The sequence below is a fragment of the Bacillus sp. FSL K6-0042 genome (assembly GCF_038006685.1).
GTDB lineage: Bacteria > Bacillota > Bacilli > Bacillales > Bacillaceae_G > Bacillus_A > Bacillus_A pseudomycoides.
Genome location: NZ_JBBOVS010000001.1, coordinates 4,717,956 through 4,744,675 on the forward strand (window position 1 = coordinate 4,717,956; position 26,720 = coordinate 4,744,675).

Sequence of the window (26,720 nt, forward strand, 5' to 3'; positions counted from 1 at the left end):
CATGTCACAGTCTTTAATCGTTGCACTGGATTTTCCAGGTAAGGCAGAGGTAGAACAGTTTTTAAGCCACTTTGAAGGGGAACAGTTATTTGTCAAAGTTGGTATGGAGCTATTCTATAAAGAGGGACCTGCTATCATTACGTACTTAAAAGAAAAAGGGCATCAAATTTTTCTAGATTTAAAGCTCCATGATATTCCGAATACAGTAAAAAGCGCTATGCGCAGCCTAGCTAGTCTAGATGTTGATATGGTAAATGTTCATGCTGCTGGGGGAAGCAGCATGATGAAAGCTGCGCTTGAGGGATTAGTGGAAGGTAAGCAAGAAGGAAAAGAGAGACCGATTTGTATTGCAGTTACACAACTAACAAGCACTTCGGAAGCTATGATGAAAAAAGAGATTGGTATTGAGAAAACGTTAGAAGAAGCGGTTGCTCATTATGCAAAATTAACGAAAGAAAGTGGACTTGATGGTGTTGTATGTTCGACACTAGAAGTACCAAAGTTACGTGAAGTATGCGGACCTGCATTTGTAACAGTAACACCGGGGATTCGTCTTGCAAGCGATGATGTTAATGATCAAGTACGCGTAGCAACGCCAAAGCGTGCACGTGAACTTGGTTCAAGTTACATTGTAGTGGGACGTAGTATTACAAAGGCAGAAAATCCGCTTGAAGCGTATAAAACAGTAAAACAACAGTGGGAAGGTGTAACAATATGAAAAAAGAAATCGCATCTCATCTATTAGAAATTGGCGCAGTATTTTTACAACCAAATGATCCATTTACATGGTCTTCTGGTATGAAATCACCAATTTATTGTGATAATCGTTTAACGTTATCATATCCAAAAGTACGCCAAGCGATTGCGGCAGGATTAGAGAAGTTAATCGAAGAACACTTCCCAACTGTAGAAGTTATTGCAGGAACAGCAACTGCTGGTATTGCGCACGCTGCATGGGTAAGTGATCGTATGGATTTACCAATGTGCTATGTACGTAGTAAAGCAAAAGGTCATGGTAAAGGGAACCAGATTGAAGGAAAAGCAGAAAAAGGTCAAAAAGTAGTAGTAGTAGAAGACTTAATTTCAACTGGCGGCAGTGCAATTACTTGTGTAGAAGCACTTCGCGAAGCTGGCTGTGAAGTATTAGGAATCGTATCAATCTTCACGTATGAGCTTGAAGCAGGAAAAGAAAAACTAGCAGCAGCAAACGTAGCATCATATTCTCTAAGCGACTACAGTGCATTAACTGAAGTGGCAGCAGAAAAAGGTATGATCGGACAAGCTGAAACAAAAAAATTACAAGAATGGCGTAAAAATCCAGCTGATGAGGCTTGGATTACAGCCTAATTATAAAAAACACGACCGCGGGGGAAACGCGGTCGTGTTTTTTATAGAAAATATGGTTAGATAAATATCCTCTTATCCTGGTAATTCTAACAATTATTCTAGATGAGGTCCCGACACATCGCCATCAAGCTAAGCATACTAAAAGGTAATATGGTAGTGCATTTTTATTGATTCTCTATGAATACACTAAAAATGGGCATGACAAAAAAACTATTTAATGGTTTTTTTTTATTTTTATGTGGATTTTCGTATTTGTAACATCTTACAATACATAACACCCAAAACATCAAAAATCGTTTTCTTTTTGTAACGGTGCGATTTCCGTTCGTTTTTCTTCATTTTTTAACCAATTCTTAAAATCCATCATCATCCTTCTTTCTTCAATTGTGTTCCGTAAAAAGTATCTATTATATATATTAAGTTTAATAAGTTAACGGAAGACATCTTCTGTTAACTAAAAAAAATTTCTATATTTATTTAGTTCTTTAATAAATGGAGAGATATTCATTTGTTAAAGAACTAAGAATTTAATATTTTTCTATTTTTTTACAAATAGCACACAAAAAAGACATACTTCTAGGCTATTTTTATATACAGGAATTATTTTTTTGAAATGGTTACTATATATAAAGGAGACTTCAAAATGGATATGGATTCATATTATTGGGAAATGGTTAAGAAGAATATTGGTGTGTATTCTGAACAGGAACAAGAATGTCTTCGAAATAAGAAGGTTATTATTTTTGGATTAGGGGGTGTAGGTGGATATGAAGCAATTCTCTTCTCTCGGATGGGGATTGGGCATATTACAGGCGTTGATCCAGATGAATTTGAAATATCTAATATTAACAGACAAATGTTAGCGCTTTCTAGTGTTATAGGTGAACCAAAAGCAAAAGTTGCAGAACAGGTTGTAAAAGATATACATCCCTATATATCAACAAACTTTATACAAACAAGAGTAGATGAAGATAATGTAATCGAACTTATAAAAGAGCACGATATTGTATTAGAAGCCGTAGATGACATGCCTTCAAGAGTTATTATACATAGAACTGCTAGAGAATTAGGTATACCAAGTGTGGGGATGTCAGGTAGTCCTCCTACAAGAGGATTTGTTTCTACATTTTTTCCAACTGGAATTCCTTATGAGGAAGCCTTGAATGTATCTATTGTAGGAGGTAAATTAACAAATCACGAATTAAGACAACAAATTGCGGATATAAAGAAAAGTCGAGCTTGGTATTCTGTAGAAAAAGGGGCACCAAAAGAGTGGGCACAAGATTTTTGTGATGGAAAAGCAGGATGGATTATCACGCCGATGCGTGCCCATCTATTGTCATTATTTAGCTTTCATGAAGCAATCCAAGTGTTAACTGGTCGTGAACCGCTAGCGAGAGCTCCAAAAGGGATTGTTATTGATGTAAATAGCCAGAACCCCGTCCAAGTAAAAAATGCACCAAAAGATGGTTGGGATTATACAACACTGTAAGGAGGAAAATAATTTGTTAACAAAAAATAAAAATACGCAAAATATATATGAAGAAAGTTTCACGCGAAATATTGGCGTCATTTCTGTAGAGGAGCAAGAAAAATTAAAAAATGCTCGCGTTACTGTAGTTGGAGCAGGGGGAGTAGGAGGAATTACACTCATTCAATTGGCGCGAATGGGTGTAGGTTCTTTACATGTTATTGATCAAGATGTATTTGAAGCAAGCAATATCAATCGACAAATGCTAAGTTCCATCAGTAAATTAGGACAGCAAAAAGCAGAGGTCGCTTTAGAAGTTTTGCAAGACATTAATCCATTATTACAAATAGAGATAACAAAAGAATTTGTTACCGAGGACAATGCATTAGAACTTCTAACGAATGCAGATGTCATTATAGATGCAACTGACAATTTAGTAGCGAGAGTAATTATCCATCGTACAGCTCAGAAACTAGGAATCCCTTCTATTTGGATTGCAGTTACACCCCCCTTTAGAGGTGGCGTCATGTCTTTAACTCCTAACTCTACGCCCTATGAAATTGCGTTAGGATATCCGTCTTATCAACAAGAGCTAACACCAGAAATGCAAAATAAAATTCATGAATTAAAAGATGGACGTGCTCTTCATTCCGTTACATATGGCGCGGATGAGAAATGGGCAAGCAGTTATGTACAAAAAGATCGTCCATGGGCTGTATTGTCTCCCGTTGCGAATATAGTAGGCATTCTAGCAAGCTTTGAAGCATTTAAATTTATGATAAATCGAGAAGAGTTAAGACCTGTAATAAGTCCAAATTTAATTCAAATTAACTTTGCAAACCAGAATATGGTACAAGTCTCTATACCGGAAAATGGTAGTTGGGACTATACCACACTATAGATGAGAGAAAAGATTATGCTTCCTTTTTTGTTACTTGGAATAATTGTAATACTCGCCCTGCTTATAAAGGATTATGCACTAGCTGGTGCGGCTTGCTTATTAGGAATTTTACTTGCTGTTGGACAAAAAACTTTATTACATTTTATTCAACAATACTCTTTTCAAATTGGTATTTTCTTTCTTATGTTATTCTTTTTAATTCCAATTGCATCAGGGAAGATTACAAACGAAAACGTAGTGAAATTAATTGCTTCCCCTATGGGATTAGGGTCCATTCTTGCAGGTTTCACTGTGTCATACATAGGAGGGAAAGGTGTAGGAGTTCTATCTATGAATCCTACGATATTGTTAGGTGTCTTAATAGGGACTCTTGTTGCCGTATTATTTACAAAAGGTTTACCAGCCGGATTAATTATTGCGGCTGGAATAATAGCTATTATTTCTATGAAATGAAAGGAACATTCTAAATGAAGATAAAATGGACACATATTAGTTTAGTAGGGATTTTTTTTATAATGCTTATGTCTGGTTGTTCTAATATAAAAGAAACTTCTCAAAATGCTCAGACTTCTAAAGTAGTAAAACAAGAATTAGAAATTCAGCAAGGAGAAGAAAAAATATTTTTGCTTCATAAAAACTTAAATAATAAAAAACAGTATAAATCCGATGAAATTGTCTTATTTTTAGAACCATTTAGTGTACCTACAGCTCAAGCATTTGATGTACCAAAATATTCGTGGATGGATGAGTATGCCAAAAAAGGGTATGATACTTGGGCCATGGATTTTCGAGGGTTTGGTCATTCTTCTCGCCCTAAAGAAATGTCAGATCCTCCTTCCCAAAACCGTCCGGTTATTCATCTGAATGATGCAACTAAGGATCTAGAAACAGTTGTAAAGTGGATCCAAAAGAAAAGAAATGTGAAAAAGATTCATATAATAGGGTGGTCATATGGAGGTGTTGTCGCTGGAAATTATGCAATATCCCATCCTCAAGATATTAATAAACTTATTTTATATGGGTATATGCATGGATTCACACTTCCTATGATGACAAAATCTCTTGAAAATCCATTACAACCTAATCAATTTAACCCTGAAGCATCAGCCTATCAAATGGTGGACTTTGATAAAGGAATGCATCATTGGCATATGATGATGGGAAAGAAAAAAATCGTTACAAATGAAGCAATGGATGCCGTAAAACAAGTATTTATCAATTCGGATCCTATGAGTAAGAAAAATAATCAAACTATTCGTCGACCAGTTGGTCCACTAGAGGATTTGTTTTATATTTGGAAAAATCAGCCTTTATATGATGTATCTAAAATTACCGTTCCAGTACTTGTCATTTATGGAGAAGATGACACGTTTGCAGACCGAAATATGATGTCAAAACTAACAGGTACAAAACAAAAAAAAGAAGTTGTAATCCCCGATGCAACGCACTGGGCTGTTTATGAAAAGAATCGTAATAGCCTATTCGAACAAACGTTAAACTTTATAGAAATGAAAGAAGGAAAAAAGGAATGAACAAGGGTATAACAATATTGGATGCCACCTTACGTGAAGGAGAACAACAATGTGGTATTCGTTTCTCCAAGGAAGATAAAATTACCTTACTCCATATGTTAGAGAATTTTGGAGTAACTCTTATCGAGGTTGGACATCCGGGTATTTCTGAAGAAGAAGAAGAGATTTGCCGAGAAGTTGCAGCCTCTGCAAAGTACGCTGAAATACTTATGCATGCTCGGGCAAAAAAAGAAGAAGTTCATGCGGCTTATCGTGCTGGTGCCGATTGGATAGGAATCTGGACGTCTATTAACCCCATTTCTTTACAAACAAAGTACACCAATAGATCAAAAGATTACGTTATCAATCAAGTGAAACAAGCTATTGAAGAAGCAAAATCTTTAGGGATGAAAATCCGTTTTACTATTGAAGATGCTTCGCGAACTGAATGGGAAGATATCGCCTACATTGGACAGGTTGCACATGTAGCTGGAGCAGACCGAATCAGTTTAGCAGACACTGTAGGAATTTGGGAACCAAGTCAGTGTGCGACAATCGTGAAGAAATCTGTTGAGACATTCCCTTGTGAGATTGAAGTTCACCTTCATAATGATTTAGGACTAGCCATGGCAAATGCCCTTGCTGCAATCGATTCAGGGGCATCTGTCATTGATACTACATTGTGCGGAATAGGTGAACGTGCTGGGATTGTTGACTTGCTAAATTTATCAGTGTTTTTATCTCAAAAGCGTAATCTTCAGTACTTTAAACTACAGATGATTCCTGAATTGACTCAATCTCTTCAATTAGCTACTGGTTGTAAAGTAGATCATTGGAGACCGATTATTGGAAAGAACATATTTACTCATACGGCACCTTATCATAAAAAAGCTGTTCAGCAGAATGACTCAGCATACGAGGGTATTCAGCCTGAAATGATAGGAAGAGTAAGGACCATTCAACAAAAATGCATAGAAAGAAAAGGGCCTAGGCTTTCAAAGTCTCTCCGAGTTAGTAAACCATTTGTAAAGGGAGCATCTGAGCTTTTATATCATCGCGATGGTCCAGGAGAGCGGTGGGTGCAGATGGATTATAGAACGGATGAACGGGCTTCATTTTATGTGATACAGCGTGTGTTTTACGATGCGCATATGGATGATAACTTAGAAGGACATGTAGATATTCACGCACATCATTGTGATAGTGCTTTTATCTTCTGGGGGAATAAAATAGATGGTACAGGCCTCGTATGTGAAGTGGAAATTGAAGGAGAGTCTCAAATCATTGAGAGTCCTGCATCTGTTTTTATTCCAGCGGGTTTCAAGCATAGGTATAAGTACCTTTCGGGTATAGGAACATATACAAATATCGTACTAGCACCTAATTATAATTCTAGTTTGTTAGAGGATAATTTATCAAAAATGCGTGTATAATGGGTAATCTAAAATGCCATTAAGTTAAAATACATTTGCATCCCAAAAACGAAAAAAAAATTTTCGTTTTTGGGATGCTTTTATTTTTTACTTGATGAAGATAGGGAGCTACTTCAAAAGATGAATAAGAACCTTAATTTTCTTTCGTGAAAAAGGCTTAATCCTTTGGTATGAACTGTACCTCGAATTGTGGACACTTAAAAAAGTCCATAATTCGGGGTTTTTGTATATTTTTACACTCATTCCTCCTTATAATGGAAACAATGGTAAAAAGACAATTTATGAAAATTAAAAGATGGCTTTCTTTGCGTTAAAGGAAAGCCATCTTTTTAAATGCACTTAAAATTCATAAAGAGACACAGGGTATAGGTTACAATATAAAGTGAAACTTTAATCAGTGGGGGTTTTCTTCATCCCCCACTGATTGTTAGTTGAACGAATCGGGCTTTTACGGACAGTTCATCTCCCACCTAACTTCTTTGCTTTCGCTGAATTTTGAGGTGGGAGTGTTACTGTCCGTTAATGCGGGATAAATGTAGAATTAGCACAAATTATCAAAAAAATATTTTGTTTGAATTATAAAATATGAATATACTGTGGTATTGAGGAATGAATCATTTTGAAAGAATACAAAACTCAATTGAATATATTGAAAAGAGCTTACAAGACGAATTGAACGTTACTGAAATTTCCTCAAAACGAAAATTTTATCTCTTCATAGTTGCATGGGAATACAGCTTTCATTTTTTTCGTTGTGGGGACATTTCAAAATACTAGCTTGATAACGATGTGGCAGGACCCAGCTTTATAAAATATAATTATTGCGATAAGGAAGAATATTATTAAAAACTTTATCAAATTTTTCTCTGAGCGGTAACTCCATCTTTAAATATTTATGAATTATAAAATGTATAATGATCTGATGAATAATGAGTTTAAAATTAAGCATTAAAGCAACTATCTGGAATCTAATTGTAATTCAGCTTTGTTGGTTGTCAGTGTATTAGCAGAATTACAATTTCCAGAGTAGATAGCTCTTGCTTCATCACACGAATCAGATTTTTCACATCCTATAAGCATTCCTAATGTTATAAACGATAATAAAATCTTTTTCATTATAATACACGCTCCATACTATTTAGAATGTTATGATGTTCTTAGACTAATTGAAATTTAATACATATATTTCTATAACGAAAAACATATGTATTAAATTAAAGAAACTGAGGAAGGTCAGTTTCTTTAATTTATATAATAGGCCTCACCATACATGCCCATCAACTTAAGAGTGGAAAAAACTGAACAGTCATTCAGAAAGGTTAAAACATTTCTAAAATAGGAGCCTATTCTTAAAAATGCGTATATCGAATAAATCTTAATGGGTTTCATTTTTTAAATTATGTAACTTTCTTTTGTTTTCTTAATCCATTATACTCATAGACAACACCCATAATATCAAAGACAGTTTTCTTCTCATATCGATGAGACTTCCGTCCATTCTTCTTTAGGAGGTGGAACAGGCGGATTAGGATCTTTGTTATTTCTTGGGTGTTTTTTTGTTACAGCTAGATCAACGATTAAGACGTTTCGTAGTTACAACACTACCTAGGAAAAGTATTCCCTGGCGTTTTATAAATTTCTGCAAAGAAAAAAAACGACTCGAATGAGTCGGTTTTAACTAGTTAGTTTACTTGGATCGGCCTTGAAGATACTGGAATAGCTCTATATAAGAACGTAGCCAACTGTTCACGTGTCACTTTATCTTTGGCACCAAAATAATCGCTACCATATTCTCACATTATATTATGTTCAGCCATGTACTGAATCTCTTTATACGCCCAATGCGATTGAGATACATCTATAAAACTACTAGTCTGGGCGCTTGCTGCTTTTATATTCTGATTTGAGTTACTTCAGCAAAAGAATTCTGCGCAAAAAAAGTCGTACCAAATATTGCTGCGCATACACCTGTAATAATTAATTTCTTCATTTCTTTCTCTCCTGATCTTTATAATTAATTTTGATATATATAATTATATATATATCAAAATTAATAACAATAGGAAATTCTATTTTATATTTATAGATTCGAGAGCTTCATAACAAAACGTTACCCTTTCTAATCTAGCTTGTGTAGAAAGGATAACGTGGGGATATTAAAATGTCTTAAGTTGATGGGCATGTTGTGTTACCCCATTGCCATCAAGCTAAGAAAACGAAAACTTATATATCATTATCTTTAGGTGGAGAGGAAAGATTGTTTGATAAATTAAAAAGGCTATTTAAAAAAGATAAAGAGAATGATTTTGAAGATGAGAGGTACATTTTCAAACAGAATCGTTAAATTTCTTAAATAAAAGATATTACTATTTTCCCTTCACAGCTTCATACCCCTTTACAAATAATAAAGTTATATAAGAAACGATAAATGAGAAGATGCTATACATGCCAACCCAAAAGAAAAATGAAGGGGGAAACAATATAACTCCTAATATAAGAAAAATAGCAAACGTTACAATTGGCATTACGTAATACGTTCTTGTTCTACGTGTCCCAAGTACTGAAACAATAAAAATAAGTAATGGACAAATAAATAAAAAGAAAAGCAATTCACTCATGATTATGCCCCCTTTTCTTAAAAAGTAATATGTTCTTTTAAACTAATTGTTCTCTTAATATAATTTTGACAGATGGTTTGAAATCCCTTTTGGGAATCAGTATATTTCAACAATTCGCAAGGGAAAACAGTAAGCAAAGAAAACTTGTCTATGGTTATAAAAGAAACATCGCGATAATTGTAGTGACAATTAACACGATAACGACAGGTATAAAATTGCGTCTAGCAAGTTCGAATGGATCTACTTTATAAATTGCTTATTGAAATAATAATAGAGATGATTAAAATAGTTGGTAGTAGTTCGGTAATGGCATAGGTAAAACTTTGAAAAATCCCGCTAACGGCAAGAGGAATGGAATGTGTTGCGGTTAGAGCTAGTAAAAAGATAAAAACAATACAAATGATTGTCGTATCTTTTCGAAGAATAAGAAAAGGTGATAATTGTAAGTAAACAAAGAATATAGAGGGCGTGCAGAAGTGTTAATTCTACTCCCATTTTGCTAGGCATTCGTGTAGTTTAGTGTATGAAGAGAGTGGGAGTGTGTGAGTACGTAGAGAAAGAAAATATAACAATTTCATGTACTGCACTTACAAGGTGAAAATGGATGATATAATACAAATAATCCTGAAAGTGGATAAAATATTATACAGTTTTATTACTAGATAGAGAGAGGGAATATATGAAGGAGAAAATAGGTTTTTACGGTCTTATGGGATGCTTCGCTATAGGACTTATTTTAAAGTATTTTATTGAAAGTGATTGGATTGACATTATTTATGCAGTGGGTTTTATTTTTGCTGTATTATATTGTTGGGATGAATTTAGAGCATACACCCGAAAAAAGAAGATCGTTTTAGGAATTGAGTTTGTCATTTTAATAGCTACAGTGCCATTCATATTGTTGGAAGGCGGTAGACAAATGGATAGGATGCCAATTTTTCAAGGGTGGCTATCTTTTGCTAGATTAGTATATTTACTTATAATCTTAGGTATTGTGGGAATGATTGTTACAAAAGTGAATAAAAAATTATTATTAGGTGATGACGTATCTAAAACATAAAAAAGTGCTACCTGACTAAGAGATAGCACTTTTTTATTATTTTACTGAATGAGTTCCTTACATTTTTTTAATTAAACGAATTTGTCCACGATGACTCAGCTCATCTTCAAAGACGTGAAACCATTTGAAATAGTTGTTTGCTGGTTTGTCATACCAAAACGGTGTGGTTTTATATAGCCATTCATCCGGTAGTGATTGAAACGTTGTAATTGTTTTAGCACGAACTTCTTGTAACGTATTTATGTAGTAGTCTATAGGGTGGTTTTTAATATGCTGACGTCCAAGTTCGCCTAATTCGATTCCAGGTAACCAACGCTCTAATTCTTCCTCTGTCGGCTCTCGATCTTCAAAGGTATGAATCTGATAGTAGTACTCGACTGTAGTCATATGATATAAAAGCATACCAATGGAGTTTGCCTTAGCATCGTACAAATAATCGAGTTCTTCAATCGTTAAATCTTGTACAGCTTGCATTGTTGTATAACGAGCATAATTCATCATAGAAACAAGCTTTGAAAATTCTGTGTTTAATCCATCAATTGTATCAATTACGAAATTTAATAGAAATTCCTCCTAGTAAATAATATCTTTATAGAAAGATTTCTCCGTGTAAAAAGAAATCCCTTTTTAGATGGATAAGGAGAGTTTCCTATTAGCCAATAACAATAAGGTCTCTATTTGCCTTTGTAATTACTTCATGCCCATCTTTTGTAATGACAATATCATCTTCAATCCTACAGCCACCCCAGTTTGGAATATAAATACCTGGTTCGACAGTAACAACCATTCCTTCTTGTAAAGTAGCTTTACTTTCTTGTGATAATCGAAGTGGTTCATGAAGTTCTAATCCAACGCCATGGCCGGTAGAATGGCCAAAGTATTGACCGTAGTCGTTATCTGTAATGTAATTTCTTGTCACATCATCAATCGTTTTTGCGGATTCACCAGGCCGGATTGCTTTGGTTCCTCGTTTTAATGCTTCTAATACAATACTATATATCTTTTCAAATTCTTTGGAGTAACTTCCAATCGCAATAGTACGTGTTAAATCAGAGCAATACCCATTGTAAAGTGCACCAAAATCTAATGTAACCATATCTCCGTTTTCAATCATCTTATTTGTGGCAACGCCGTGGGGAAGAGAAGAACGGACTCCAGAAGCTACGATAATGTTAAATGATGAGGAAGAGGCCCCTTGTTTTCGCATAAAAAACTCTAATTCATCTCGGACATCAAATTCAGATACACCGGGTTTTAGGAATCCTGTTATATGTTGAAATGCTTCATCGGCGATACGTGCTGCAATTTTAATTGTTTCGATTTCAGACTCTTCCTTAATGGCACGGATTGTTTCTACTAGTTCACTTACTTGTACAAGTTCGATGTTTGTATATTTTTTTAACGAACTATACTGTTTTAAGGTCATATTGTTTTCTTCGATGCCTAACTTTTTGATGCTTAATTTAGTTATCTGATTTGCGATCTCTTGTTCCATGTTTCCTTTATGCATAATGATTTCAGCTTCTTGTACTTGTGTTTTTGCTTGATCGACATAGCGGAAATCTGTAATGAATACAGCTTCAGTTGCAGATAGTAATACGGCTCCAGCGCTACCTGTAAATTCAGTTGCATACTGGCGATTTTCCTTTTTCGTAATGAGTAATCCGTCTATTCCATATCGATCTAGTTGTTCTTGTATTTTCTTTATTCTTGAAGTCATTTTGATTCCTCCCTTTCACTTCCTTATATAAAGCAATAATTGTGCCAATGTAATTTTCTTTGTATAAGAAATAATTACTACATAAAGTGTCTAAAAATTAAGGAATATAACTCTTGTTTGTGTCTATATTTTTTTACACGAAACATATAAAGTGTCAATTTTTTTATCATTTATATTGGTTTGATAGAGGGGGAAATAAGGCGGTAAAGTCTTTGTAAAAGACAGGGAATATTATTTTATAAGAAAAAACGCAATGATTACTCACAATCATTGCGTTTTTGTGTTTTCCTTAAGCTTTTAACTTCATCACCGTATCAGCATCTGGTGTTACATATAATGTTTGTTGATTATCATATGTCACAAACCCAAGTTTAGCACCGCTTGGTTTTTTAACATGGCGAATTTTTGTGAAATCTACAGGAACAGAACTAGAATCTTTTGCTTTACTGTAATAAGCAGCGAGTTTAGCAGCTTCTAATAAAGTCTCTTCAGTTGGTTCTAATGAGCGGATGACAACATGAGAACCAGGAATATCTTTCGTATGTAACCAAATTTCATCACGACGTGCAAACTTGGTTGTTAAATAGTCATTTTGTTTATTATTTTTACCGACTAAAATTTCTGTTCCATCGGTAGAGATATATTTATCTAATATCGGTTTTGATGTTTTTTTCTTTGTATTCTTCGACTTACGGTTACGCATGTAACCTTCTTCAGCTAATTCTTCGCGAATCTCCTCAATATCTTTTGAAGCAGCAGCCTCCATTTGTTGAAGTAGGCTATCAAAGTAAAGGATTTCTTCATTTGTCTTTTCAATTTGTTCTTTTACGATTGCGACAGAATTTTTCGCTTTTTGATACTTTTGGAAATAACGTTGTGCGTTTTTTGACGGTGTTCTCAGTGGATCTAATGTAATTTTTACTGTTCCGCCATTTTCATCGTAGTAGTTGACAACCTCAATTTCTTTGTCACCTTTTTTTAATGCATACATGTTAGCTGTAAGAAGTTCACCGAATAATTGATATTTATCAGCTTTCCCAGCATCTTGTAGTGTTTTTTGTAATTTAATTAATTTCTTTTCATTTTTTGCTTTTTCATTGTGCATAAATCGTTCTAAATCATGTGCTTGTTGTTTTACACGATCGCGTTCAGCTTTTCCAAAGAAGAATCGATCTAATAATTCACTTACAGATAAGAATGTTTTATTATCCCCTTTTAAATGTGTAAGAGAGAAGAGATAAAAGAACTCTTTTCCATTTGCCGTTATCATTGTTGGTTCATATTGATGCGCTTGCATTGGTTTTTGTAATGTGAAAAACGCTTCTGATAATGCATGTTCATTTACCATAACAGCTTTCTTTACAACTTCTTTTGCAAATAGCGGAGAAATCCCCATAAAGGCCCCAACAAGTTGTTTATCCATATTTCCTGCTAAAAAGTCTAGTGGCCTAATAAACTCATCTTGTGTTTCAATCTGCAAGGGATTAATTTTATGCTGTGCTGGTGGTGCAACATATTCAGCGCCAGCATATACAGTACGATGCCGATTTACCGCTAAAGAAACGTGCTTTAAGCTATCTAAAATGATATTTGTTTTCGCGTCTACTAAAATAATATTGCTGTGACGACCCATTATTTCAATCACTAATGTTTTTAAAGATTCGTCCCCAATCTCGTTACGGCTTCGAACGGTAATTTGAATGATACGTTCTAAATCGATTTGTTCAATTTTCTCAATAAATCCACCTTCTAAATGTTTGCGAAGAAGCATGCAAAACATTGGTGGTAATGCTGGTGAATCATAACTTTGATTTGTAAGATGCATACGTGCGTATGTAGGGTGTGCGGAAATAAGTAATTTTTGATTTTTTCCGTTTGCTCGAATATGTAACAAAACCTCATATTTTGAGGGTTGATATATTTTTGAAATTCTTCCTGTTTGAAGAGAATTTGCAATTTCATGTGTAATCGCTCTTGTAAATAATCCATCGAATGCCATTATGAACACTCCTTTCTAACTAAATGTTAATTATAGCATTTTTTTGGACGGGGCTGAATAAGCTTTCATTAGAGCATGTCTGCAATCAGGAGGTCGATAGCGAGATGAATTGGTATGAAATGCGTGCACATGAAGTGGAAGAAAGAACGAATACGAATGTGAAGGTAGGACTGTCAGAGCAAGAAGCGGAAGGGCGCTTAAAGAAGCTAGGGCCAAATGAATTACAAGAAGCAAAGCGGCCTTCTGCACTCATTGTATTTTTATCGCAATTTAAAGATTTTATGGTGCTTGTTTTATTTGGTGCAACGATTATTTCAGCATTTTTAGGAGAGTATATTGATGCAATTGCGATTGTTGCAATTGTGATTATTAATGGGATTCTTGGTTTTTTTCAAGAACGAAAAGCAGAAAAATCACTTGAGGCTTTAAAGGAACTAGCCGCCCCGCAAGTGACAGTTTTACGAAATGGAAAATGGATAAAGGGACCATCAAAGGCACTGGTACTTGGTGATGTGATTAAATTTTCTAGCGGGGATCGTATTGGAGCAGATATTCGTCTTATTGAAGCATCCAGTTTATATATTGAAGAATCAGCGTTAACAGGTGAGTCTGCACCTGTTCAAAAGAAAGTAGAAGCATTACAAGGTGAAAATGTTGCGATTGGTGATCAGAGAAATATGGCTTTTATGGGAACGATGATAACGAGAGGATCAGGAATTGGTGTAGTAGTAGGGACAGGAATGAATACTGCAATGGGGCAAATTGCAAATATGTTGCAAAATGCAGAGCAAATGGAAACACCGCTGCAAAGAAGATTAGAACAACTTGGGAAGATTCTAATCATTGTTGCCCTTATTTTAACAGCACTTGTTGTACTAGCTGGAGTGTATCAAGGGAATGAAGTGTATCATATGTTCTTAGCGGGTGTGTCACTTGCTGTTGCAGCAATTCCAGAAGGATTACCAGCGATTGTTACGGTCGCATTGTCACTTGGTGTACAACGCATGATTAAAAAGAGAGCGATTGTTCGAAAATTACCAGCAGTAGAAACTTTAGGATGTGCTTCTGTTATTTGTTCGGACAAAACGGGTACGATGACACAAAATAAAATGATGGTAACACATATGTGGTCAGGTGGCGAAACATGGCATGTAACCGGGCAAGGCTACGAGCCTACTGGATCATTTATGAAAGGTGAGCAGAAGGTTAATCCGGAATCTACAAGGGCGTTATATCAATTGTTAACATTTGGGTGTTTATGCAATAACGCGAGCATTGTAAAAAAGAAAAAAACATATGTCCTAGATGGAGATCCGACAGAAGGTGCGCTCGTTGCAGCGGCGATGAAAGCAGGAATATCCCGAGAAGCTTTAAAAGAGAAGTTTGAAATTATTCATGAACTTCCTTTTGATTCCACACGAAAAATGATGAGCGTAATCGTTCGTGATCGTGATGGTAAAAAATTTGTAGTCACAAAAGGGGCACCTGATGTTCTTTTGCAAATGAGCCAAACAATTTTATGGGGGGATAAACAGCAACCTTTAAGTGAGTTATATCGTAAAGAAGTGCAAGCGGCAATTCATAACCTTGGAAGTCAAGCGCTTCGAACGATTGCTGTTGCATTTAGGGCTTTAAAAGTAACAGATTCAATTGAACATGAAAGAGAAGTAGAAAAAGATTTCATGCTTGTCGGGATACAAGGAATGATAGACCCGCCAAGACCAGAAGTGAAACAGGCCGTAAAAGAGTGTAAAGAGGCTGGTATTAAAACGGTAATGATTACAGGAGACCATAAAGTAACAGCGATGGCAATTGCAGAGCAGTTAGGGATTTTACCACCGAATGGCCGCGTTATAGAAGGTGTAGAATTAGCAAATATGTCTGTAGATGAACTAGAGGATATTGTAGAAGATACCTATGTATTTGCACGTGTATCTCCTGAACATAAATTAAAAATTGTAAAAGCTCTTCAAAATAAAGATCATATTGTGGCGATGACAGGTGATGGGGTGAATGACGCTCCTGCTATTAAAACAGCTGATATTGGGATAGCGATGGGGATTACAGGAACGGATGTAGCTAAAGAAGCTTCCTCTCTTGTTTTGCTAGATGATAACTTTGCTACGATTAAATCGGCAATTAAAGAGGGACGAAATATATATGAGAATATTCGGAAGTTCATTCGGTATTTATTAGCATCAAATGTTGGAGAGATTTTAGTTATGTTATTTGCGATGATGCTTGCTTTACCACTTCCGATGGTTCCAATTCAAATTTTATGGGTGAATTTAGTAACAGATGGTTTACCAGCAATGGCACTAGGCTTAGATGCAGCTGAGGGAGATGTGATGAGAAGAAATCCACGGCATCCGAAAGAAGGGGTGTTTGCAAGAGGATTGGCTTGGAAAATTGTGAGTAGAGGCTTTTTAATTGGTATTGTAACCTTGCTGGCATTTATTATTGCATTTAATCAGCATCCAAATGAACTGAAATATGCGCAAACAGTAGCTTTTGCTACACTAGTTTTAGCACAGCTTATTCATGTATTTGACTGCCGCAGTGAACACTCTATATTCCATCGTAATCCTTTTGGGAATATATATTTGGTTGGAGCAGTTATTATTTCGGTGTTATTAATGCTTGTGGTTATTTATTATCCACCATTGCAACCCATTTTTAGTACAATGCCAATTCAAGCGAGAGATTGGTTATTAATCGTTGGTTTATCGTCCATTCCAACATTTTTATTAGTCGGCTCTTTATTGACAGGGAAAAAGGAGAAGAAGAAGCCGATATTGTATAAGAGAGGCATAAACTTGAAATAGTCAATGATATGAAAATGTGATATAATTTACAAAAGGTAGTAGAGTTGCATCTCTATTACCTTTTTCATTGAGTTATTTCATGGTGTGGATGTGATAAAGATGATTTCTAGTATGACAGGATTTGGAAGAGCGAAAGTGGAAAATGATGTTTTTCAAATTACAGTAGAAATGAAGTCAGTGAACCATCGTTTTTTAGAGATGAACATTCGACTTCCGAAACAAATGATGGTTTTTGAGGACAAAATTCGTAAGTTAATTGCAGAACAAGTTCGCCGCGGGCGTATTGAAGTGTCCATTATTATTACAGGGGAAGGGCTTGTTGAAAGAAAGTTAAGTGTGAATTGGCCGCTTCTCAAGCAGTATAAATCCATTATGGAAGACGTGAAAACGAAATTTCAATTACAAGATTCCATTACACTTCAACAATTAATGGCAATGCCAGAAGTAACGGCGATTGAAGAAATGGAAAATGTAAATGAACAATTTGAACAAAATTTATATGAAGCTGTTCGCCAAGCTGCTCGTACGTTAAAAACGATGAGAGATGGCGAAGGAGAACGATTACATAAAGATATAGCGTATCGTTTACAAGAGATACACGATTGTGTAAATGCGATTATCCCGCATGCACCAATTGTTACTCGAAAATATCGTGAACGATTGGAAAATCGCTTAAAAGAATTACATAATCATGAGTTAGATGAACAAAGGTTGCTGACAGAGGTGGCGATATTTGCTGAGCGCTCGGATATTCATGAAGAATTGGTTCGCTTGCAAAGTCATTTAGCTCAATTTCATGAAGCTCTTGAGATCGAGGAGCCTGTTGGTAGAAAAATGGATTTCATTGTACAAGAGATGCATCGGGAAATTAACACGATCGGTTCTAAGGCAAACGACTTAACAATTTCAAAATATGTTGTAGAAATGAAAAATAACCTTGAAAAAATTCGTGAACAGGTACAAAATATTGAGTAGCTGTCAAAAAATATATAAAGTTATACGTGGTGGGGAAATCGGATAGACTTACTAGGAGGCGCAAACTATGGCCATGCGGTTTTTAAATATTGGATATGGGAATATTGTATCTGCTCATCGAATTATTGCAATTGTAAGTCCGGAGTCAGCTCCTATTAAACGAACGGTGCAGGAAGCGCGTGAACATAACGTGTTACTAGATGCTACGTATGGGAGAAAAACAAGGGCGGTTATTGTTATGGATGATGGGCATATTGTACTAAGCCCAATTCAGCCAGAGACGATTGCACATCGTTTAAATAATAAAGAAGATTTAAGTGAGGAAGGGTAGGTTTTACATATTTATGAGAAGTAGAAGAGGGTTGCTCATCGTTCTTTCAGGACCTTCTGGCGTTGGGAAAGGGACAGTTCGAAAAGAGTTGTTCAGCCATGAAGATACAAAATTTCAATACTCTATTTCAGTAACGACACGTAAACCGCGTGAAGGTGAAGTAGATGGTGTGGATTATTTCTTTAAAGAGAGAGAAGAGTTTGAAGAAATGATTCGTAACGAAAAGCTGCTTGAGTGGGCAGAGTTCGTTGGGAATTACTATGGAACACCAATCGATTATGTTGAAAAAACATTGCAAGAAGGAAAAGATGTATTCTTAGAAATTGAAGTACAAGGAGCAATTCAAGTAAAGAAAGCTTTCCCAGAAGGGGTATTTATTTTCTTAGCTCCTCCAAGCTTATCAGAGCTTAAGAATCGCATCGTTGGTCGCGGTACAGAGACTGAAGAGGTTATTGAAAATCGTTTAACTGTAGCAAAAGAAGAAATCGAGATGATGGACGCTTATGACTATGTAGTAGAAAATGATAAAGTAGAACTTGCTTGTGAACGCATTAAAGCTATTGTGGTTGGTGAACATTGCCGCCGCGACAGAGTAGCGAAATATTATAAAGAAATGACGGAGGGTATATAATATGTTAAATCCATCAATTGATTCATTGCTAAAAAAAATCGACTCTAAATATACATTAGTAACGGTAGCGGCAAAACGTGCTCGTGAAATGCAAATGGTTAACAACTGTGTTGTTGAAAATCCTGTTTCTCATAAATGTGTAGGTAAAGCGTTAGAAGAAATCGATGCGGAAGTATTAAATTATGTACCAAGCGAAGAGAAAGTATCTGAGTAAGGCATTCTCTTCGACAAATGAAAACATAGACTTTATACTTTTCTATGTAACGGTAACAACCTATTTACAAGTAGGTTGTTATTTTTTTACGATAGAGCTAAAAAGAAATAGGTTTTTGTTTAATGAAATACTAGCACTGACGAGCTGGAATGAATACATTTCAGCAGAATAAGTTTGAAAAAGAAAGAGGACGAGTCATATGCTAAAAGGGAAAAAGATACTTCTATGTGTAACAGGAGGCATCGCTGTTTTTAAAGCGGCTGCGTTAACGAGTAAATTAACACAAGCAGGAGCACTTGTAAAAGTAATGATGAGTGAATCGGCGATGAAATTTGTTACACCTCTTACATTTCAAGCGCTTTCTCGCCATGATGTATACACAGATACGTTTGATGAAAAAGATTCTGCAGTTATCGCTCATATTGATTTAGCGGATTGGGCGGACGTTGTGCTTATTGCACCAGCAACAGCGAATTGTATCGGGAAATTAGCAAATGGTATTGCTGATGATATGATCACAACAACATTGTTAGCTACTACAGCGCCAGTCTGGATTGCACCTGCTATGAATGTGCATATGTATGAAAATAAAATTGTCCAAAAGAATATGATGACGTTAAAAGCGTTGGGATATACATTTATTGAGCCTGGAGAAGGCTTTTTAGCATGCGGATATGTTGCGAAAGGTCGATTAGAAGAACCAGAAACAATTATCGCTCGATTACAAGAAGCATTTTCAGAACATAAACCATTAAAAGGAAAGAAAATTTTAGTAACTGCGGGCCCAACTCGTGAAAAAATTGATCCAGTACGTTTTATGACGAATTTTTCTTCAGGGAAAATGGGGTATGCGCTAGCGGAAGTTGCTGCTAACTTAGGAGCGGATGTAATACTTATTTCAGGTCCAACTGCAATAGCACCACCTGTAAATGTAACAACTGTGCAAGTAGAATCTGCACAAGATATGTTAGAAGCTGTAATGCAACATTATGGATCTATGGATGTTGTTATTAAAACAGCTGCAGTAGCAGACTATCGCCCGAAAATTGTGCATAATCAGAAGATGAAAAAGAAAAGTGGCGATGCAGTCATTGAGTTAGAAAGAACAATCGATATTTTGAAAACACTCGGTGAGAAAAAAGAGCATCAACTTCTTATCGGTTTTGCTGCTGAAACGACAAATATAGAAGAATATGCAACGAAAAAATTGCGTGAAAAAAATGCAAATATGATTGTTGCAAATGATGTGAAAGCACAAGGTGCAGGATTCGGTACGGATACGAATATTGTAACAATGTATAGAAAAGATGGAGAAGTTATTCGATTACCTCTTTTAACAAAGAAAGAAGTTGCACGTGAAATTTTAATGCAAATTGAAGCGATGTTAGAAGAGGATCGTGTATGAAATTTGCAAGTGTAATCGTTGATGTACCGGCACGTCAAACAGATCGCCCGTTTGATTATGTTATCCCTAAGAAATGGGAAGATATTGTACAAACAGGTATGCGTGTAGTCGTTCCGTTTGGTCCACGGAAATTACAAGGTTTTATTATTGAAATAAAAGATTCAGTCGATGTGGAAAGTAAAAAGTTAAAAGCATTGCATGAAATACTAGATGTTACGCCAGTTTTAAATGAAGAATTATTAAAACTTGGTTTTTGGCTGACGGATGAAACGTTATGTTATATGATTTCAGCTTTTCAAGTTATGCTTCCAACTGCGATAAAAGCGACTTATAAAAAACGGCTACAGCTCCATAAAACAGCTGCAGTAGCGCCGGAAATTCGTGATTTGTTTCAAGGGAAAGAAGCGATAAATTGGGAAGAAATTGCTACGCACTCACATATGTATCGCATGGTTCAAAAAGAGATAACAAACGGCACTATTGAAGTCATCTATAAAGTAAAAGATAAAGTGCAAAAGAAGAAACAAAGGGTGATTCAGCCAGAATTGCCACAGGAACAATTAGAGGCAGCTGCCTTTGAGCTGAAAAGTAAAAAGCAACAAGATGTACTGTATTACTTTGTAGAAAATTATCACAGTGTGCCATTAAAAATATTAACAGAAGAACTACAAATAACAGATGCACCGGTAAAGTCGCTTGTGAAGAAAGGGTTGCTTTTAGAACAGTACATTGAAGTATATCGTAACCCATATGACGATGAGGCTTTTGAACAGACAAAGCCATTTCCACTCACAGATGAACAAAATCAAGTGATTGCGCCCATCTTGTCATCCATTACAAATGAAACATATAATCCATTTTTACTATATGGTGTTACAGGAAGCGGTAAAACAGAAGTGTATTTGCAATCCATTGCTGCGGTGTTGAAAAAAGGAAAAGAGGCGATTGTACTTGTTCCAGAAATTGCGTTAACACCGCAAATGGTAGATCGATTTAAAGGACGTTTCGGTTCGCAAGTTGCGGTTCTTCATAGTGCGCTTTCTGTTGGGGAAAAATATGATGAATGGCGGAAAATTTTACGAAAAGAAGTAAAAGTTGTTGTTGGAGCACGCTCCGCTATTTTTGCTCCATTTGAAAACTTAGGAATTATTATTATTGATGAAGAACATGAGTCAAGTTATAAACAGGAAGATAATCCAAGGTATCATGCCAGGGATGTTGCGATTTGGCGAGGGCAATATCATAATTGTCCAATCGTGCTCGGCAGTGCAACGCCGACTCTAGAATCATTTGCTAGAGCGAAAAAAGGTGTTTATGAGCTACTAACCATGCAAAAGCGTATGAATGAACAAGCGTTGCCGACAGTAGAAATTGTTGATATGCGTGAGGAACTGCGTGATGGAAATCGTTCTATGTTTTCAAAGTTACTTCATGAGAAAATAGCGGATCGGTTAGAAAAGAAAGAACAAATGGTTCTTTTTTTAAATCGAAGAGGCCATTCAACGTTTGTCATGTGTCGTGATTGTGGTTATGTCGTGCAATGTCCACACTGTGATATATCACTCACCTATCATAAAATGAATCATCGTTTAAAATGTCACTATTGCAGTTATGAGGAAAGTATGCCAACTGCTTGTCCTGCTTGTAATAGTTCGTATATTCGTTTCTTTGGGACAGGAACACAAAAGGTAGAAGAAGAAATTACAAAGTTATTTCCAGAGGCGCGGGTTATCCGTATGGATGTTGATACAACGAGTCGCAAAGGAATGCACGAAAAGTTATTAAAAGCCTTCGGTGAAGAGAAAGCTGATATCTTACTTGGAACACAGATGATCGCTAAAGGGCTTGATTTTCCAAAGGTTACACTTGTTGGTGTCTTAACAGCTGATACGATGCTGCATTTACCAGATTTTCGAGCAAGCGAGAAAACGTATCAGTTATTGACACAGGTGAGTGGACGTGCAGGTCGACATGAATTACCAGGAGAAGTAGTAATTCAAACGTATACGCCAGAACACTATAGCGTAGAACTAGCAAAGAATCAGCAGTACGATGTATTTTTCGAACAAGAAATGCAAATGAGAAAAATGAGGCAATACCCGCCGTACTACTATGTCGCACTTGTAACCGTTTCGCATCCAGAGTTATTAAAAGCAGTGCAAGTAACGGAAAAAATTGTCGGTTATTTACGAATGCATTGCTCGCGGCAAACAATGGTGCTAGGACCGGTTGCTTCAGCAATTCCAAGGATAAAAGATAGATATCGATACCAATGCATGATAAAATACAAGCGGGAACCAAACTTAAAGTACGTGCTCAAAATGGTAAATGAACATTATCAAGCAGAAATGCAAAAAGATTTGCAGATCTCAATCGACTTTAATCCAACAATGTTAATGTAGCGGAGGAAAATATGGCAGTTTTAGAAATTGTAAAGCATCCAGATGAAGTGTTAGAAACCCCATGTGAACGGGTAATTAACTTTGATAAAAAGTTAGTGAATTTGTTAAAAGATATGCATGAAACAATGTTAGTTGCAGATGGTGTTGGTTTAGCAGCACCACAAGTCGGCGTAAGTTTGCAAGTGGCAGTTGTTGATATTGGTGATGATACGGGGAAAATCGAACTGATTAATCCAGTTATTTTAGAAAAACGTGGTGAACAAGTAGGTCCCGAAGGCTGCTTAAGCTTTCCGGGACTTTATGGTGAAGTGGAGCGTGCAGAGTATATTAAAATACGTGCACAAAATCGTCGTGGTAAAATCTTTTTATTAGAGGCAGATGATTTTTTAGCACGCGCAATCCAACATGAAATCGACCATTTACATGGTGTGTTATTTACATCAAAAGTGACGAGATATTATGAAGAAAATGAATTAGAAGAGATGTAAAAGGAGCGGTTTTTGAATGATAAAAGTAGTATTTATGGGAACACCGGACTTTTCTGTACCGGTGCTTCGTCGTCTTATTGAAGATGGATATGATGTAATTGGTGTTGTAACGCAGCCGGATCGTCCAGTGGGAAGAAAAAAGGTTATGACACCAACACCTGTTAAGGTGGAAACGGAAAAACATGGTATTCCGGTGTTACAGCCATTAAAAATTCGTGAAAAAGACGAATATGAAAAAGTATTGGCATTAGAGCCGGATTTAATTGTGACAGCTGCGTTCGGACAAATTGTACCAAACGAAATTTTAGAAGCACCAAAGTATGGATGTATTAATGTTCATGCGTCATTACTTCCAGAACTTCGCGGCGGTGCACCAATTCATTACTCCATCATGCAGGGAAAAGAAAAAACAGGTATCACAATTATGTATATGGTGGAAAAATTAGATGCTGGTGATATTTTAACGCAAGTAGAAGTGGAAATCGAAGAACGTGAAACAACTGGTTCATTATTTGATAAATTAAGTGAGGCTGGAGCACACTTATTATCAAAAACAGTTCCGCTTTTAATACAAGGAAAATTAGAACCGATTAAACAAAATGAGGATGAAGTAACATTCGCTTACAATATTAAACGTGAGCAAGAAAAGATTGATTGGATGAAAACAGGAGAAGAGGTTTACAATCATATTCGTGGTTTAAATCCGTGGCCAGTTGCTTATACAACTTTAGCAGGACAAGTTGTAAAAGTATGGTGGGGCGAAAAAGTTCCTGTAACAGTACAGGCTGAAGCTGGTTCTATTGTAGCAATTGAAGAAGATGGTTTCGTTGTGGCAACAGGAAATGAAACAGGTGTTAAAATTACTGAATTACAACCATCTGGTAAAAAGCGCATGAGTTGTTCACAATTTTTACGTGGAACAAAACCTGAAATTGGTACGAAGTTAGGAGAAGACGCATGAGACAAAATGTTCGTGAGTTAGCTCTTGATGGTCTAATTCAAGTAGAGAAAAGTGGCGCTTATAGTAACTTACTTTTAAATAAGTTGATTGAAAAAAGTGCGATTGATAGAAAAGATATTGGCTTGTTAACTGAGATTGTCTATGGAACGATTCAACGTCGTGATACACTTGACTATTATTTACAACCATTTTTAAGAAAAAAAGTTGAAGCGTGGGTAAAAATATTACTTCGCTTATCTTTATATCAAATGCTATATTTGGATCGCGTCCCAGAAAGAGCGGCGATTCATGAGGCTGTTGAGATTGCAAAACGTCGTGGTCATAAAGGAATTGCAGGGATGGTAAACGGGGTACTCCGTTCGATTCAACGTGAAGGTGTGCCATCTTTAGAGGAGATACAAAATCTTGTAGAGCGAATTTCTGTTGCAACGAGTCATCCAGAGTGGCTTGTACAAGAGTGGGTATCAGCATACGATTTAGAAACAGCGCAAAAAATGTGTGAAGTAAATATGGTTCCGCCGGTACCGACAGCACGTGTGAATGTTGATAAAATAACGGTAGAAGAAGCGATTGCTTTACTAGAACGTGAGGGCGTACAAGCAAAACGTGGTGATTTATCAGAAGACGCTATCCAAATTGAAAAAGGAAACGTAGCGCATACAGAAGCGTTTAAAAACGGTTTCCTTTCTATTCAAGATGAAAGCTCTATGCTTGTTGCGCGTGCTTTGAAACCCGAAGAAGGAGATATGGTTCTTGATAGCTGCGCGGCGCCTGGTGGGAAAACAACACACATTGCAGAGCGTTTAAAGGGGACTGGTCAGGTAACGTCGCTGGATTTACATCCGCATAAAGTTCGTCTAATTCAGCAACAGGCGAAGCGTCTAGAATTAGAGAACATTGAAACAAAGGCGCTAGATGCCAGAAAAGTTCAAGAACATTTTGCGAACGAAAGCTTTGACAAAATATTAGTAGACGCACCATGTTCTGGATTTGGTGTTATCAGACGTAAACCTGATATTAAATTAGGTAAAGAAAAAGGTGATAGTGAAAGACTGTCGACAATTCAGCTATCGATACTAGAAAAGGTAGCTCCACTGTTAAAGGCAGGTGGTCGCCTTGTTTATAGTACGTGTACAATTGAAAAAATAGAAAATGAACAAGTGATAGAGCAATTTTTACAAGAGCATCCTGAATTTGAATGGGATACTACTATGAAAGAGCGCATGCCAGAAAAATTACGTCCTTATATAAATGAAGGGCAAGTACAAATTTTACCGCATTATTTTGCAACAGATGGCTTTTATATTGCTTGTTTAAGAAAGAAGGTGTAGCATCATGGAAACGACTGTAAAAAAACAAAAGAAAGATTTAGAAACAAAAAAAATATCTATTTACTCTTTACAACTTCATGAAATGCAAGATTGGTTAAAGGAACAAGGTGAACCGAAATTCCGTGCAGGTCAAATTTTTGATTGGCTATATAAAAAGCGTGTAAAAAATTATGAGGATATGACAAATCTTTCAAAAGGATTGCGTGATAAATTGTCGAATTCCTTTGATATTACTACTTTAAATACATTAGTAAAGCAAACATCTTCTGATGGGACAATTAAGTTTTTATTCCAATTATATGATGGGTATTCTATCGAAACAGTATTAATGCGACATGAATATGGAAATTCCATTTGTGTAACAACACAGGTAGGTTGCCGAATTGGTTGTACATTCTGTGCATCAACACTAGGTGGTTTAAAGCGAAACCTAGAGGCTGGAGAAATCGTAGCGCAAGTAGTAGAGGTTCAACGTGCGCTTGATGAGACAGATGAGCGCGTGAGTTCTCTTGTTGTAATGGGAATTGGAGAGCCGTTTGATAACTACGATAACTTAATGTCGTTTTTACGCATTGTCAACCATGAAAAAGGAATTCATATTGGTGCACGTCATATGACGGTTTCAACAAGTGGAATCATCCCGAAAATTTATAAGTTTGCTGAAGAGGATATGCAAATTAACTTTGCGATTTCATTGCACGCTCCAAATACAGAATTACGTTCAAAGTTAATGCCGATTAACCGTGCTTATAAGCTGCCTGACTTAATGGAAGCTATTAAATACTATGTAAATAGAACCGGGCGTCGCATTACGTTTGAATATGGCTTATTTGGAGGAGAAAACGACCAAGTTGAGCATGCCGAAGAATTGGCTCAACTTTTAAAAGGTGTAAAATGTCATGTGAACTTAATTCCGGTAAACTATGTACCAGAACGCGATTACGTAAGAACACCACGTGAACAAATTTTCTTATTTGAAAAAACGTTGAAAGACCGTGGAGTGAATGTAACGATTCGCCGTGAACAAGGTCATGATATTGATGCTGCCTGCGGTCAGTTGCGTGCAAAGGAGCGCAAAGAAGAGACGAGGTGACAAG

Annotated in this window: 23 protein-coding genes and 2 pseudogenes; 19 read left to right on the top strand and 6 right to left on the bottom strand. The window is 36.2% G+C overall.

All coding sequences use genetic code 11. The features are described 5' to 3' along the window. Position 1 precedes the first annotated feature (1 nt). The 7 genes from pyrF (at position 2) to MHH45_RS24425 (ending at position 6,663) form a co-directional block, all read left to right on the top strand. Positions 2 to 718 carry an orotidine-5'-phosphate decarboxylase gene (gene pyrF / locus MHH45_RS24395; protein ID WP_016116009.1) on the top strand — a complete coding sequence of 239 codons (717 nt, stop codon included), beginning with the start codon at positions 2 to 4 and terminating at the stop codon, positions 716 to 718. Continuing rightward, positions 715 to 1,347 carry an orotate phosphoribosyltransferase gene (pyrE, locus tag MHH45_RS24400; protein ID WP_016116008.1) on the top strand — a complete coding sequence of 211 codons (633 nt, stop codon included), beginning with the start codon at positions 715 to 717 and terminating at the stop codon, positions 1,345 to 1,347. The genes pyrF and pyrE overlap by 4 nt, the downstream gene beginning before the upstream one ends. A 643-nt stretch (positions 1,348 to 1,990) precedes the next feature. Further along, entirely contained in the window at positions 1,991 to 2,839 is an 849-nt protein-coding gene (locus MHH45_RS24405) for a HesA/MoeB/ThiF family protein (protein WP_016116007.1), read from the top strand. Positions 2,840 to 2,852: 13 nt separating this feature from the next. After that, on the top strand, positions 2,853 to 3,719 hold the full coding sequence (locus MHH45_RS24410) for a HesA/MoeB/ThiF family protein (protein ID WP_016116006.1): 867 nt from the start codon (positions 2,853 to 2,855) through the stop codon (positions 3,717 to 3,719). Between the two features lie 15 nt (positions 3,720 to 3,734). Beyond that, on the top strand, positions 3,735 to 4,172 hold the full coding sequence (locus MHH45_RS24415) for a DUF441 family protein (protein ID WP_016116005.1): 438 nt from the start codon (positions 3,735 to 3,737) through the stop codon (positions 4,170 to 4,172). A gap of 14 nt (positions 4,173 to 4,186) precedes the next feature. Further along, positions 4,187 to 5,251, top strand: a complete 1,065-nt coding sequence (locus MHH45_RS24420) for an alpha/beta hydrolase (protein ID WP_016116004.1) — start codon at positions 4,187 to 4,189, stop codon at positions 5,249 to 5,251. After that, positions 5,248 to 6,663, top strand: a complete 1,416-nt coding sequence (locus MHH45_RS24425; RefSeq protein WP_016116003.1) for a homocitrate synthase/isopropylmalate synthase family protein — start codon at positions 5,248 to 5,250, stop codon at positions 6,661 to 6,663. Before MHH45_RS24420 ends, MHH45_RS24425 begins: the two co-directional genes overlap by 4 nt. 1,397 nt (positions 6,664 to 8,060) lie before the next feature. Here the strand turns inward: MHH45_RS24425 and MHH45_RS24430 are convergent. The 3 genes and pseudogenes from MHH45_RS24430 to MHH45_RS24440 form a co-directional block, all read right to left on the bottom strand. Beyond that, positions 8,061 to 8,222 (bottom strand): annotated as a pseudogene (locus tag MHH45_RS24430) (IS4 family transposase); the annotation flags it as partial. An 807-nt stretch (positions 8,223 to 9,029) separates the two neighbouring features. Next, entirely contained in the window at positions 9,030 to 9,281 is a 252-nt protein-coding gene (locus tag MHH45_RS24435; protein ID WP_016116000.1) for a YbeF family protein, read from the bottom strand. Between the two features lie 248 nt (positions 9,282 to 9,529). Beyond that, a pseudogene (locus MHH45_RS24440) lies at positions 9,530 to 9,776 on the bottom strand (hypothetical protein); the annotation flags it as partial. Between the two features lie 184 nt (positions 9,777 to 9,960). Between MHH45_RS24440 and MHH45_RS24445 the strand changes: the two are divergent. Beyond that, the gene (locus tag MHH45_RS24445; protein ID WP_016115999.1) at positions 9,961 to 10,341 is read left to right on the top strand and encodes a YoqO family protein; all 381 of its coding nucleotides are present in this window, start codon (positions 9,961 to 9,963) and stop codon (positions 10,339 to 10,341) included. 57 nt (positions 10,342 to 10,398) lie between these two features. On the opposite strand, the gene MHH45_RS24450 is transcribed toward MHH45_RS24445, so the two are convergent. The 3 genes from MHH45_RS24450 to MHH45_RS24460 form a co-directional block, all read right to left on the bottom strand. Continuing rightward, on the bottom strand, positions 10,399 to 10,842 hold the full coding sequence (locus tag MHH45_RS24450) for a DinB family protein (RefSeq protein ID WP_016115998.1): 444 nt from the start codon (positions 10,840 to 10,842) through the stop codon (positions 10,399 to 10,401). 151 nt (positions 10,843 to 10,993) lie between these two features. Then, positions 10,994 to 12,061, bottom strand: a complete 1,068-nt coding sequence (locus MHH45_RS24455) for a M24 family metallopeptidase (protein ID WP_088093640.1) — start codon at positions 12,059 to 12,061, stop codon at positions 10,994 to 10,996. 289 nt (positions 12,062 to 12,350) lie between these two features. Continuing rightward, positions 12,351 to 14,060, bottom strand: a complete 1,710-nt coding sequence (locus tag MHH45_RS24460) for an Rqc2 family fibronectin-binding protein (protein WP_016115996.1) — start codon at positions 14,058 to 14,060, stop codon at positions 12,351 to 12,353. A 104-nt stretch (positions 14,061 to 14,164) separates the two neighbouring features. Here MHH45_RS24460 and MHH45_RS24465 point away from each other — a divergent pair, with 104 nt between their 5' ends. From MHH45_RS24465 to rlmN, 11 genes are all read left to right on the top strand, one after another. Next, a complete protein-coding gene (locus tag MHH45_RS24465) occupies positions 14,165 to 16,885 on the top strand; it encodes a calcium-translocating P-type ATPase, SERCA-type (RefSeq protein WP_016131889.1) in 2,721 nt (906 codons plus the stop codon). Positions 16,886 to 16,984: 99 nt separating this feature from the next. After that, on the top strand, positions 16,985 to 17,860 hold the full coding sequence (locus tag MHH45_RS24470) for a YicC/YloC family endoribonuclease (RefSeq protein ID WP_016131888.1): 876 nt from the start codon (positions 16,985 to 16,987) through the stop codon (positions 17,858 to 17,860). A gap of 67 nt (positions 17,861 to 17,927) precedes the next feature. Beyond that, complete coding sequence (gene remA, locus MHH45_RS24475) at positions 17,928 to 18,191, top strand: extracellular matrix/biofilm regulator RemA (protein ID WP_001251459.1); 264 nt, start codon at positions 17,928 to 17,930, stop codon at positions 18,189 to 18,191. Positions 18,192 to 18,204: 13 nt separating this feature from the next. Next, positions 18,205 to 18,822, top strand: a complete 618-nt coding sequence (gene gmk, locus MHH45_RS24480; protein WP_016115993.1) for a guanylate kinase — start codon at positions 18,205 to 18,207, stop codon at positions 18,820 to 18,822. Between the two features lies 1 nt (position 18,823). Beyond that, positions 18,824 to 19,036 carry a DNA-directed RNA polymerase subunit omega gene (rpoZ, locus tag MHH45_RS24485; RefSeq protein WP_016115992.1) on the top strand — a complete coding sequence of 71 codons (213 nt, stop codon included), beginning with the start codon at positions 18,824 to 18,826 and terminating at the stop codon, positions 19,034 to 19,036. A gap of 199 nt (positions 19,037 to 19,235) precedes the next feature. Next, complete coding sequence (gene coaBC / locus MHH45_RS24490; RefSeq protein WP_016131887.1) at positions 19,236 to 20,441, top strand: bifunctional phosphopantothenoylcysteine decarboxylase/phosphopantothenate--cysteine ligase CoaBC; 1,206 nt, start codon at positions 19,236 to 19,238, stop codon at positions 20,439 to 20,441. Next, entirely contained in the window at positions 20,438 to 22,843 is a 2,406-nt protein-coding gene (priA, locus tag MHH45_RS24495; RefSeq protein ID WP_016131886.1) for a primosomal protein N', read from the top strand. The genes coaBC and priA overlap by 4 nt, the downstream gene beginning before the upstream one ends. An 11-nt stretch (positions 22,844 to 22,854) precedes the next feature. Then, a complete protein-coding gene (gene def / locus MHH45_RS24500; protein WP_016131885.1) occupies positions 22,855 to 23,331 on the top strand; it encodes a peptide deformylase in 477 nt (158 codons plus the stop codon). 16 nt (positions 23,332 to 23,347) lie between these two features. After that, a complete protein-coding gene (gene fmt, locus MHH45_RS24505) occupies positions 23,348 to 24,292 on the top strand; it encodes a methionyl-tRNA formyltransferase (RefSeq protein WP_088093639.1) in 945 nt (314 codons plus the stop codon). Continuing rightward, positions 24,289 to 25,623, top strand: coding sequence for a 16S rRNA (cytosine(967)-C(5))-methyltransferase RsmB (gene rsmB / locus MHH45_RS24510; protein WP_016131884.1), 1,335 nt, complete (start codon positions 24,289 to 24,291; stop codon positions 25,621 to 25,623). Before fmt ends, rsmB begins: the two co-directional genes overlap by 4 nt. Before the next feature lie 4 nt (positions 25,624 to 25,627). After that, entirely contained in the window at positions 25,628 to 26,716 is a 1,089-nt protein-coding gene (gene rlmN / locus MHH45_RS24515; protein ID WP_016131883.1) for a 23S rRNA (adenine(2503)-C(2))-methyltransferase RlmN, read from the top strand. The last annotated feature ends 4 nt before the right edge of the window (positions 26,717 to 26,720 follow it).